Here is a 12,418-nt window from a genome sequence, read left to right on the forward strand (position 1 = left end):
AGTGAAAGCCTTGGAATAAAGAGGGTATTAAAGCATGATGTGGTCTTATCATAAAATAAATCAACTCTAAAGATGCGCCTTGACGCAGTGCCGCAAACACCGCGTCAAGACGACTTCTCCAATGTTGTAGAGCCAACAAAATAGCTATATTAATAATCACAAATAACGCTCTCAATAGGTGGCTGCGCTACGATTCAGAGCAGGAGATATCCCGACACAGCGCCACCAACCCGCAGAAATGCCGGGATATGCAAAAGAAGTATGGCTGGAAACTAATCGACATTGAGGAAATCGAAAATAAGTACATTTTTGAAGTTGATTGCGTGTTCAAAGGGAAAACAAAATTTCCCAACTATATCGAAGAAAAGGAGGAAGAGTGATGCAAAAATACATTATTTTTCAGGCTGAGTCAGGTGAAGATGAAGGCTGGAGACAGAGAAAACTCCAACACAGCCAAGCTCTAACTTTTATCATTGCAGAAAACTGGGATTCTTCTGAGGAACCGATTCCTGAACCGGGATATCGCCCTGTAGAATTTGTGCGGGTGGAGTCAGAACACGATCCAAACGAGCACGCGCACAATACTCATTATCGCGTCAGCGATTGGGAAGTTGTGCGGGTGCAAACATACACGCCTGATATTCCAACTCCGATGAGCGAGTATGACGTAATTGTGATGTGTTACTGTCGGTACAACCCGATCGCTGCTCCTCTGAAATCGATGCCGAAACGACAGGTATCGATCGATTCTTTTGGTGGCGATGAAGTGGCTTACAAGCAATACTTAGAATCGGAAAAGAGCAAGAATTATGCGCCGTCAACTTAAGCGTCAATTCTTAGGGCTGAGGTATGGGCCTAGAAACCGGGTTTTTTAGATAATATTCGTTGTGATTCGTAGATTCGGCTAAAAACCCGGTTTCTTTAGTAGTTTCATCACCCAACAACTAACATAAACTGCTCTCGTTTCGCAGCGAAACTCAAGCAAGCTAAAATATCCTGTTGCGTGAGATAGGGAAAATCCTCTAGGATTTCTTGATAAGTCATCCCAGAAGCGAGATATTCCAACACGTCATAAACCGTAATTCTCATACCTCGAATACAAGGTTTACCACCTCGCTTACCCGGTTCGATAGTAATTATCTTAGCGATGTCTTGTTCTGACATGGCATTTTTCCTTTAGCTACTGTTTTCAATTTTAGCATCAAAAAATAGAGATTAAAACCTGGCGATTGAAATCGCGTCTACACAAACAAAGTCCGCGCAACGCGAGACTAAAAGAGCAAGGAAGTATTTAACCACAAATTGACATAATTCTTCAGTCCTCTTTTAGAGGACTTTAGCTTTGAGGCAGGGGTTTAAACCCCTGCCGGATCGTGGCGATCGTGCAATATCTCAGAAACAAATAATTTTAGTGAAATTATTTAAGTACCTTGCGGCAAAAGTTGCAACTAATGACAGCAAAATAGAGTTGTGTTATAACAGCTATCGATCGACCACCCAAGCTATCTTAGAAAGGACGCTAGCGAAAGCACAGTCATGGCACCTCCCACTAATCCAAATCCGGCGGATTCATCTGCAAAACAGTCTCTAGAGGCTGGGCTAGCAGCTTTGAAACAGCAGGATTACCCCACCGCGATCGCCCTTTTAGAATCCCTTACCCAAACCGCAGCTAATCAGCCGTCGGGAATCCGCGCGCAGATGGGGTTGGTGGGTGCGTACAAAGCAACCGGTAATCTGAAAAAGGCGATCGCCCTGTGCTCTTCCCTCGCCAAAAGTCCCAACCCTCAAGTCAAAACTTGGGCCGATCGCGCTTTAACAGAATTAACCCCCCCTCGCCCCCCAAAACCACCGGAAAATCAACCAAAATCCGCAGAAACTCCCCCCGAAACAGGCTTTGTCGCCTTTGATGCCGGAACAAAATCGCCGGAAAAAACGCCTGGGGGCGATCTACCGACCGCCGATAAAAAAACAGGATTTTTACCTTTAGAGCCGGCTGTAGAGCCTGGGAACGCCAAATCGCAACCGATTTCCCCGCCACATCCACCCCCCACACCGCCGATTCGCCCGACATCAGAGGGCGGGCACGGGGGCACCGCCCCTACAGAAACCGCACCGGATACCGCAGAAATTAGTGGCGAAAATAGTTCCGCTTCCCCAACAGATATCCCCGGAGTCGCCAGCCCAGATACTTACCAACTCACTTGGCGCGAAGCAGGGCGCGCGAAAAGCCCGCGCCCGCTCAAACCGCTGAAGTTGCTGGAGTTTCGGCTGCAAGCCGTTGCAAGTGCGATCGCCCTATTTTTCCTCGCCCGGTTTGTCCTGCAATTCCTGCTGACAAACACTAATTCTCTGTTGGTTCAGCTTTACATATTCAGTAGACTGCCTATTTTCGCGCCGATTCAGCTTTTTTACCGCGATCCAACTCCGTTTGTTCAGATGGTGTTTGGATTGCTTTTGGCCTCGTCTCCCTGGCTGATAGACGCGCTGCTGAAACTGTTTTGCGGCATCGAAACTCTGCGCGGGTCAGTTTTATCCAAGCACAGCAAAGAAGCTAGTCGGGTACTGCGAAGTTATTGTACGAAGCAAAATATGCCGGTGCCGGTGTTGAAACTCTTGCCGCTGAATGTTCCTGTAGCTTTCAGTTACGGCTGTTTGCCCCGTTTTGCTCGGATTGCTGTGAGTCGGGGGCTGTTGGAACAGTTGACGGATGAGGAAATTGCCACTATTTTCGCGCGCGAGTTGGGCCATATCTATCACTGGGATTTTGCGCCGATGTCGCTGGCGCTGCTGGTGATTCAGATTCCTTACTTGATCTATTGGCAGGTGGCGCACTGGCAAGAGCGGTTGTGTGATTTAATGACGATCGAGTTTTTTCGTTCTGCTGTCAAATTTGTGGCCGCTGCAATTTCTGCTACCAGTTATGGGATTTATAAGTTGTTGCGCTGGCCGATGTTGTGGCTGTCGCGCCGCAGAGTGTATTTTAGCGATCGCACTGCTGCGGAAATTACGGGTAATCCTAACGGTTTGACGCGGGCACTGGGTAAAATTGCGATCGGCATTGCTGATAATATCGAACAGCAAAAACAAACTAGCTTTTTCCTCGAAAGTTTCGATCTATTGTTACCCGTAGGTGTTGGACAAGCTGTAACCCTTGGTTCTGCTGCATTACACGCGCCGCTAGAACAGATTTTGCTGTGGGATGTCAGCAATCGCGAGCGCAATTGGTTGACGGTTAATCGCGCGCATCCTTTGCTGGGAGAGCGTTTGAAGCTGTTGGCTCTTTATGCTCAATTCTGGCAACTGGAGACAGAGTTAGATTTGGCAAACGCGGGAGTGCCAGAACAGCCCCGGAAAGGAAAATTGTCTGTGTTTAAGTCAATACTCGAATTTAAAGACTCAAAACTATTTTTACAGGGTGCGCCGTTTTTTGGGATTCCGATGAGTTTGGCGATAGTCGGGGTGCTTTGGCTGATTGGGGGGATTTTTTCGAGGACGAGTATTTGGCAGTTGGATTGGCTTTGGGGCGATCGATCTATTCTTTGGGGCTGTTTGCCGATCGGATTTAGCATCGGTACTTTGATGCGGATCAATTATTTCTTCCCGGATATTATACCGCGAGAAACCGCTTCGCCGAGTTTGCCGGAAATTTTGTCAAATCCTGAGAGTTTGCCGCTGGATGCTGAACCGGTGCGGCTGGAAGGGCAACTTTTGGGTCGATCGGGTATGAGTAATTGGCTGGGACAAGATTTGATTTTGCAAACGGCGACAGGGTTGGTGAGGTTGCACTATGTTTCGAGGTTTGGCTACATTGGCTCTTTGTGGCCATTTTTGTTCAAAGAGACTACTCGCCCCAGCGATTTGATCGGAACATCTGTTGTGGCGACTGGTTGGCTGCGCCGGGGTGCTACTGTGGCGATCGACCTTGAAAGTCTCCGCAGTCAAGGAGGGAGGGTTAGTGACAGCGGACATCCGATTTGGTCTGCGGTTTTGGCCTTTGCTGCTGCTTTTTGGGGCGCATACATCATTATCCAGGGCCCAAGGTGAGGAATAGTTGTCCGATTGTGGGGTGAATCTCACATCTTGCACCTTTCTCAGGAACAGGCAAGATGCCTGTTCCACAAGAAAATTCACTCTTTGTGGAACAGGCATCTTGCCTGTTCATAAAAAGCTTATTGAGAAAGGTGCAACATCTCAGGTGAATCGATCTCAACGCGCAGCCTCGATCGGTGTTGAGTTAAACAGGGGATTGGCGATCGGATTCTGGAGTTTCTCCCTACGCACCCTACAGTCTATCCGTTACATCCGTTACATCCGTTACATCCGTTACAAAATCCGTTGCCGAACTTCCTTCGTAAAGAAAAGTTGCTTTTTTGCCCGCAGCCTGTTACATTAGTTTACATGAATTGGATTGAACCAAATAGCGCGATAACTTCAGTTGGCTAAAATCCCTTAAGGCATTGCGTAAAAATTGTCAACATCCCAACACAGCAAGTACAGCCAGCCGCTTGTCGGCTGTTTTTTTTCGATCGCTATTTTTGCTGTGCCGGATGAATTCTCAAAAGTGATTCAGATGTGGTTTCCGTTAAATTCAGACTGAAATCTTCCTAAATAACTAGCTCTGTTACCAAGGCTGTGATACCTTTAAAGAATGCTCGGACTCTGCCGGGCCTGATTTAAGGGATAGCGGGTAAGTGAGTAGTTCTCAGCATTAGGAGCGAGATGAGGAGCGAGGTAAGATTACTGGCTGAAAAAATGTTAGCCATTTTATCCATCACTGTATTAAACTGAATATTGGCATTCCGATCGCTTGCAATTGACACATCCTTGGACATAAATTTCTAGACGGCGCTGGCTATAAACATTCTGAATCAAAACCGGAAGCAAGTAATACAGAATAGCCAATAGCCTAAACATTTGAGTGATGACTAAAAGTTTACACAACAACCTGAGATTTAAAAGCTCTCTGCATCGGCGGTTAAGTTCCGGCCTTATCAGAGTAAATCATCTTTTTGTTCTAAAAGGTGGGGGAGCTGTCAAGGTTGGTGGGAGGAATGCGCCAATTTTCGGGTTATGTGGTGTTTGCCTGAAGTCAATATTCAGTTGAGTTCAGGTAATTCTGTTCGAGCAAATTAATTAAAATCCAAGTCGGGAGGAATTTTTCATGTCTATTCGTCTTTATGTTGGCAATCTACCGAAGGAACTCGATCGCCAAGAATTGCAAGAAGTTTTTGCACCGGAGGGCGAATCTGTTACCACCAAGGTAATTACAGACCGCAAAACTGGAAAATGCAGAGGATTCGGTTTTGTGACGGTGCTAACCGACGAACAAGCCGACCAAGTTATTGAGAAATATAACGGCTTGATGTTCAAAGAAAACCCGCTGAAAATAGAGAAGGCATTGCCCCGCTCTAAGGGTAAATCTGAGAAGGGCGAAGACGATCAGCAGCAGTCGCAGCAGTCACCGCAGTTGGTGTCGGCATCGCCGTCTGTGCCAATGCCTGTGCCTGCGCCACAGCAACAGCAGCGCTCGGCTCCCCCTAGCCAAGGTGGAGGCGGTTCCAGCAAAAGCAATCGCCGTCGGGGTGACAACAACAAGTCTCGCCGCAATCAGTCAGCAGCAACGGTGTCGAGCCCTGATTCCGGCTCAGTGCAGCCAGATCCGCGCTGGGCGAGTGCTCTGGAAGAACTCAAGCAAAGATTGGTGGAAGCTCAGACTACTAATTAGTCGAAAATGGCGGCTAATTGCTGCTACCTCTCGACTGTGGTTGACTGAATGTATCTGGAAGTGCGATCGAGAATTGGTCAAAAAACCCTGTTGTCGATCGCACTATTTTATTGCAAAAAAACCTGTAATATCATGTCCTATCAATTACCATTAATATGGTAGGGGCGGGTTCACCAACAATACCCGCCAATAATTGACAATCTCAAAAACCCGCCCCTACCGGGTTCTTACGGTCAATCGATCGCACCAGTCCCAATTCTTTAATCGAAAAAGGTATAAGTCCTCTTTATTCGATCGGCCCGAATTCGATTGTCTCAATAAACCCAAAAATCTTGTTCATAATTCCCTCAACTTCAGACTCCAGGGAACCCAATTCATCCCCCTCCTGATAAATGCGCTGACAGCTTACCGTGTAGCAAAAATCGTCAGCAATAAAAGCCATAAGTCCCCGGTAAGCATCCAACCGAGTCAGAGGGCCATCGTTTTCTTGCACGCTGATAGTTGCACCCGTCGGCAAATCTAAAACCACGAAATAAGCTTCTTCATCTTCTAAATATTCCGCGTGGAGTAACTTAGAATTGGGAACATTAGCAAGAATTGCCTGAGAAACAAAATTGTCGAGAAAAGACTTGAGATAAGCTTCCTCGCCAACCGACTCGATTGTTTCTTCCACTTCACCAGCAACAGGGAAATAATCTATTTTCAGCAAAACGCCAAAGTCGTCAGAAAATGCGACACAGCCTTCTTGCTCATCCATTTTACCGCCTCGTTCCTGGTCAACTGGAATGGGAACGCTAAAATTGCCTTCAGGAGATACGTACCATGCCGCATCGAAATCAGACTCTTCGCCCTCCACTTCCGAGTAAGCAGCAGTTACATCCTCAATAATTTCTGCAGCTTCCTCGTCTTCCACACCTAATGCTTGCTGGAATTCCTGGAGAAAAGCCTGGTGCTTCTGAGATATTTCGCCATCTGCGACAAACATTGCTGCGGTTATGGCAAAAGTATCCAAAACTAACTCATCTGGCATAGATTCCCAAGCAGTATTAAATAATGCTCCTAAACCGTCTTGGGCGACAATACCTGCGAGTCTTTGAAACATTGCTGACATATCATCTTCCGAGTATTCAGCAAATATTTCTGATTCCCAAAGTATGCTTTCTAAGATATCAGCATCCGTATCAGGGGAATTTGCCTCGGCTGCGACAAGTGCTACCGCTGCTACGGATTCTTCTAAAGTCAAGCTTGCTTCGGATTGGTCTTCTGAATTGAATATTTTATCAAACTTGCCCACAGGTTTTGCCCCGCTAGTGTTTAGTTTTGCTATTCATAGCAAATTTATGACATAAAAAGATAGTAGTCAATCGATTTTAGATTTTAGATTTTAGATTTTAGATTTTAGAATTGAAGCATTGACTTGCGCGAGATAAATTCGGGGGCTCCTTTATCGGATACAGGTTTTTTATTTCTGGACGGATGAATCACGTGGCGGGTATCCTGGATGCTTGATTGTCAGGGATACTCTGGACGCCGGACACTGGGCCGTGTTGTTTGCCTACAGATATCGCACCCGACATGGCGCCGTGCCGTTTCCCTACAAATATCGCCTATTACCAAGGACTGCCAATTATTGTGAATCCGGCCCAAAAGTTCGGGTGAGAGAAATCTGCATTTGCTACTTGTGTGGCTTGATTAATGTCGATCGCGCCTTGAGTTCCCCGCAATTGACCGTCTTTTACTACAATTTGTTTGTGGATCATTGCCAGTTGAGCTTTTCTGAGGGCTTCAGCTTTAATTGGCGCTGAACGCAAATTGCCATAAAACTCGGTCATCAACGCCAAAGTGCCGATATCATTAACTTTCCACAAACTCGCTACCGCTGATTTGACACCGCTGCGGACGGCCAGTCCAGCAAATCCCATTTCTGCTGTATTGTCGCCGATCGCAGTTTGGCACGCACTCAGCACTAATAATTCTACTTGTCGGCGATCGTACCACTTCGCCAACCTAAATTCATCCAGCGCCAAAGAGCTGTCCCACAAATCAATCTCAGCTTCTTTTCTTCCATTTTCGCCTTGAGGAAAACTGGCGTGAGTAGCTAAGTGAACGATTCCAAATGCCTGTTGTTCTCGCTGTTTTCTCAGGTTTTCTAGGGTAAATTCTTGATTGAGAAAAGAGCGGCCTTGCCACAAGGGAAATGCTGCTTGATTTTGCGTTTCTGTTCTCCTCCCGGCGATCGCAGATAATTCGATCGGCACCGCAGCCAAACGCTCTTTCTTGGTGTGTGGAAACTCTGAAGCACCCATTGCTAAAACTTGAGCGTTTTTCAAACTTTGATACTTTGTGTTACTCAGGCTGACACTGGGAATTGAGCCGAGGCTGTACTTTTCTACTAGAAATTGCTTGCCGTCGTGCAAAGCGGATAGTGGCAGTTGGCGCAAACCTGCATCGAATGAAAAAATTAGCGTATCGATATTTAACGATTCCAATTCTTTAGATATTGGTGCAATTAACCATTGATAAAGTTGCTGCGCGTTTTCCAAATATGCTGTATCTTGGGAACTTTGTGGCTGTGCCAAATAGCCCTGAAAAAGATTCACAGTTTTTAGCAGTGTTTTGCTGTTAACCGGCGCTTGTTTGAGAATCGGAGGGCCGTCGGGAACTACTAACACTAGCGACACTTCTTTGAGCCGGACGATCGCGTAAACAATTACAGCTTGCTTCCCGGTTTCCTCCTTAATTGTTTTGAGAGTTTCTCTCAGATATTGAACGTTGATTTTTTTATCGGTGAAATTTTCCCCATAATAATTTTCGTAGTCTTGTTCAAAGAGTTGGTCAATTAGGGCAACAGCATCATTAGCATTGCCTTGGTCTAAAGTTTGTTCGACGAGCGATCTGCTAATTTGTGAGGGAAAGAGATTTGGGATATCTGCGGGTAAGGGATTTTCTGCGATCGGAGGGGGAATTGGCGCTGGTGCGGGAATTGGCGCTGGTGCGGGGGCAGGAGTTGGAGTTGGGGCTGGTGTTGGTGCGGGCGCTGGAGTTGTTGCTGGTGCTGGTGTTGGTGCGGGTACTGGATTAACGGGAGGTGATTCTATTTGCGGCAGAGAGATTTGGGGAATATTTACCAACCAATTAGTAGGGTTTTCAGCAGGTTGTTCTGGAAGAGGCGTCTCGGCGGGAGGGGGATTTAAGACTATGTATCCGTCGGGTTGTTCGGTGGAAGAAGCGCCAAGCTGCGGCGGGTTTTCGGGAGGGTTTTCTGAAGCTGGGATAAAGGTAAGATTGGGTGTTTCAACAACGGGCGGTATGTCGATCGATATTTGTCGATTATTGTCTAGTTGGAAGCCAACTCTGGTATTTCCAGTTTCAGGATTTAGCTCGAAAGAAGTTTCAGCACCCAATAAATCGCCAATTAAAAAAGCTAAATTTTGTTGGGGAGTTTGGCTGGGGCTGACAGCGGGTGCGGGGACGGGTGCAGGCGCGGGTACGATCGCACTTACAGGCGCGGGTACGATCGCACTTGCAGGTGCTGGCTGAATCTGAGTTAGAGGCTGGGTTACGGAGGCAAGAGGGGCTGTGGGCGAGGGATTTGGTGGGTTTGAAGGTGGAAGGGCGATCGCAGGTTGAGTGGCGAGGGAGGAGTTGATTTGGGAAACAGAGGGAAGGGTAGGCCTCGAAGCTATGCGGGCAGCAGCGTTTGGGGTTGTGGGTGTTGAGGGCTGTGTGGGGCGCGCGCGGGGTGGCAGTACGAATGAATCGGGCAATTGAGGTAGTTGGAAGTCGATGGGAAAACCAGGTATCGGATCGGGTGTTGCCGAAGGTGCGATCGAAGTTTGGGGAATTGGGGCAGGTGGGATAAATATTTGGCGAATTGGGGAAGGTGCGATCGAGCTTTCCGGTGTTGGGGCAGGTGCGATCGAGCTTTCCGGTGTTGCCGAAGGTGCGAGGGGTAAACGTGGTGGGAGTTGCGGTGGGGGTGTGGGTGCGGGCGCTGGAGTCGGTGTTGGGGAAGGCGCTGGAGTAGCTGCGGCTGTGGGTGCAGGCGTTGGAGTAGCTGCTGGTGTCGGTGCGGGCGTTGGAGTAGCTGCGGGTGTCGGTGCGGGCGTTGGAGTAGCTGCGGGTGTGGGTGCGGGCCTTGGAGTAGCTGCGGCTGTGGGTGCGGGTGTTGGAGTAGCTGCGGCTGTGGGTGCGGGTGTTGGAGTAGCTGCGGCTGTGGGTGCGGGTGTTGGAGTAGCTGCTGGTGTGGGTGCGGGTGTTGGAGTAGCTGCTGGTGTGGGTGCGGGTGTGGGAGTAGCTGCTGGCGTGGGTGCAACTATTGGCGGCGGTACGGAAATAATTTGAATGCGATCGACATCCTGTTTGTGAGTATAGAGATATTCGCGATCGGGCAAAATTGTTTGAATAGGATTAGAATTTCCCCTAGTAATTGCACCCGCCGTTCCATTGGTGGCAGAATCACCGACAATAAACGGCGTTAATCCTGCGCCTCCGTGGCGGATAATTATAGTACCGCCGCTGCTATCTCCAGGACTTCCAGCCGTAGAAATGCTAGCATTGATGCCGTTTCTGTCTGTGAAGGAATTGAGCGATCGAAAAAACATTCCCATCAGAATCTCCACATTTCCGCCGATACCGCTGCCCTGACTCTGAGCATCAATTTGACTCACAGTAATATTGCCAGAAGTGCTGCGGTTATAAGCCGTGACATTCCCTGCATTCCCCTTTGCCGAAGAGTCAATTTTACCAACAGTAATACTTCCGGTAGCGTCGAGCAAGATACTGCCGCCATTACCAGCAGACGAGGTATTGATATCGCCCGCAGTAATATTAGTTCCAGCATTCAAATCGATATTGCCACCAGTGTTAGGGGAAGTCGCATCAAGATTTTTAGTTGTGATTTCTCCGTTCTCACTAAACAAAGAAATTCCGGCGGGTGAGGTAATATTTTTGGTCGTAATATTATTTGTAGTAATAATGTTAATTGCAGCGGGACTTTCGGGGATATCATCTTGAATATTGACGCTGTTGAGGGGAGCAACACTGCCCACAGCACCACCAAAGTCAACACTTCCGGCATCGGGTTGAACAGTCAGACTGTAAGGCCCGTCAACAGTAGACTTAAAAGTAATATCGCCCGTCTCTAAAATTTTGACCGACAGGTTATCACCTAATGTTACCGGAGCGTTAAAAGTAATGTTATTGCGGTTGGTTTCGATCTTGCCACTGGCAGTAATAGAGTCATTTGCCTGGACATCTATATTGCCACCAGTCACAGTAATACTGGGAGCGAAAGTGCGGGAATTAATATCAGATGTCGAAACTGTTCCGCCAGCATTTATGGTGATACCTCCGCCCTTACCATTTGCTGCAGCGGTAATAATTGGGCCTGCTGTTGTGTCGATATTACCGCCGCTTTGAATGCGAAGATTCCCGCTATTGGCGTTGAACCCGCTTAATAATAGGGCGCTACCAATTCCTGCCGTACTGATGTTGGTTGCGGCTTCGAGGGAAATATTGCCGCCGTTGTTGCCGCCGATCGCGTTGATGATTCCGGCGGTAGTATCTATAGAACCGCCGCTTTTAAACGTGATTGAGCCGCCGTCTTGATTGCCGATCGCCCGGATGTCGCTGGTAGTAATATTTCCCCCAGCATTTAGATTGACATTGCCGCCTGTGTTAGTTTTAATGCCGGGAGATGAACCGTCATAACTTGTCAATAACTGACCTGTAGTAATATTGCCGTTGCTGTTAGTAAATTTAAGATTTCCGCCCCGAACTCCCGATACTAAAACATCGCCTATATTAATGTCACCGCTGGCAGTAGATAAAGTAACATTGCTGCCATTGCCCTTAGCAGAATCACCTGCAATCGCGGTTCCTGTTGTCGGTGTTGTGATGCCGGTGCTGGCTTGAATGGTAATATTTCCAGCAGCGCGATCGCCCGTGACATCGATCGTTCCGGTATTTATGGAACCGGCAGTGCTCGTAAGTGCGATCGGGCCGCCGTTTTGATTCGCCGTTACAGTGAGATTGCCAGTCGTAATATTGCGATCGGCACTCAAAGTAATTGACCCACCATTGTCCGGTAGAAAAATCGTAGCATTTCCTGAATCCTGAGAGCTGGTTGCATTTAATTTTCCTATAGTGATGCCGCCATTGGTGCTAGTAAAATTAACAATTCCGCCTTGCAATTTACCATAGTTTAATACGTTACCTGTTATAATATTTCCACTGGTAGAGAGATTAATATTGCCGCTATTACCGCCGTCTGAAGAATTATTGATTTCGCCAAGCTGGATATTTCCATTTACGCTCGTAATATTGATATTTGCACCATCAGATTGTGAAGGGTCTTCACTGTAGGTTAATATCTCACCTAAAGTAATATTCCCTCTTGCTTGTACATTGACAGAGCCAGGAATGCCGACAGAAGCGCTATTACTCGTATCTATAGATCGGGGAGTCTGGAAAATAATAGAACCCTGTTCGCTGATGATACTAACATTACCGCTATTCCCATTAGCCTTGATGAAACCATTATCCCTACTAACAGTTTCTAAACAAAACCAGAAAGTAGCACAGCCGATCGAGATATCGTTTTTTGCTTTAATGGTAATAAGCTGTTGTACCTTTAAATAGGGTATAATAAAAAAGGAGTTTAGTCAATCTCTACAAAAATGCCAGCTAAAA

Annotated in this window: 7 protein-coding genes; 4 read left to right on the forward strand and 3 right to left on the reverse strand. The window is 47.4% G+C overall.

Features of this window, described 5'->3' with window-relative positions; translation table 11 throughout:
- Positions 1-248 precede the first annotated feature (248 nt).
- Positions 249-380 (forward strand): hypothetical protein, encoded by a 132-nt coding sequence (locus QUB12_RS27740; RefSeq protein ID WP_333309326.1) that lies wholly within the window; start codon positions 249-251, stop codon positions 378-380.
- Positions 380-826 (forward strand): hypothetical protein, encoded by a 447-nt coding sequence (locus tag QUB12_RS27745; RefSeq protein WP_333309328.1) that lies wholly within the window; start codon positions 380-382, stop codon positions 824-826. Before QUB12_RS27740 ends, QUB12_RS27745 begins: the two co-directional genes overlap by 1 nt.
- A 107-nt stretch (positions 827-933) precedes the next feature.
- Here the strand turns inward: QUB12_RS27745 and QUB12_RS27750 are convergent, their stop codons facing one another.
- Positions 934-1,164 (reverse strand): DUF433 domain-containing protein, encoded by a 231-nt coding sequence (locus tag QUB12_RS27750; protein ID WP_242725088.1) that lies wholly within the window; start codon positions 1,162-1,164, stop codon positions 934-936.
- A 372-nt stretch (positions 1,165-1,536) separates the two neighbouring features.
- Here QUB12_RS27750 and QUB12_RS27755 point away from each other — a divergent pair, with 372 nt between their 5' ends.
- Positions 1,537-4,044 (forward strand): zinc metalloprotease HtpX, encoded by a 2,508-nt coding sequence (locus QUB12_RS27755; protein ID WP_333309329.1) that lies wholly within the window; start codon positions 1,537-1,539, stop codon positions 4,042-4,044.
- Positions 4,045-5,161: 1,117 nt separating this feature from the next.
- Positions 5,162-5,725 (forward strand): RNA-binding protein, encoded by a 564-nt coding sequence (locus tag QUB12_RS27760; protein WP_333309331.1) that lies wholly within the window; start codon positions 5,162-5,164, stop codon positions 5,723-5,725.
- A gap of 286 nt (positions 5,726-6,011) precedes the next feature.
- Here QUB12_RS27760 and QUB12_RS27765 read toward each other — a convergent pair whose 3' ends face one another.
- Both QUB12_RS27765 and QUB12_RS27770 read right to left on the reverse strand, forming a co-directional pair.
- A complete protein-coding gene (locus QUB12_RS27765; RefSeq protein ID WP_333309333.1) occupies positions 6,012-7,019 on the reverse strand; it encodes a tellurite resistance TerB family protein in 1,008 nt (335 codons plus the stop codon).
- A 316-nt stretch (positions 7,020-7,335) separates the two neighbouring features.
- A complete protein-coding gene (locus QUB12_RS27770) occupies positions 7,336-11,919 on the reverse strand; it encodes a CHAT domain-containing protein (protein WP_333309335.1) in 4,584 nt (1,527 codons plus the stop codon).
- Between the last annotated feature and the right edge of the window lie 499 nt (positions 11,920-12,418).

Origin of the sequence: Microcoleus sp. B7-D4 (genome assembly GCF_036705125.1) — a bacterium.
GTDB lineage: Bacteria > Cyanobacteriota > Cyanobacteriia > Cyanobacteriales > Microcoleaceae > Microcoleus.

What these genes read in the sequence shown, in the direction of transcription:
- QUB12_RS27740 (WP_333309326.1), top strand. Translation starts at nt 249, where the DNA reads ATGCAAAAGAAGTATGGCTGGAAACTAATCGACATTGAGGAAATCGAA.
- QUB12_RS27750 (WP_242725088.1), bottom strand. Translation starts at nt 1,164, where the DNA reads ATGTCAGAACAAGACATCGCTAAGATAATTACTATCGAACCGGGTAAG.
- QUB12_RS27755 (WP_333309329.1), top strand. Translation starts at nt 1,537, where the DNA reads ATGGCACCTCCCACTAATCCAAATCCGGCGGATTCATCTGCAAAACAG.
- QUB12_RS27760 (WP_333309331.1), top strand. Translation starts at nt 5,162, where the DNA reads ATGTCTATTCGTCTTTATGTTGGCAATCTACCGAAGGAACTCGATCGC.
- QUB12_RS27745 (WP_333309328.1), top strand. Translation starts at nt 380, where the DNA reads ATGCAAAAATACATTATTTTTCAGGCTGAGTCAGGTGAAGATGAAGGC.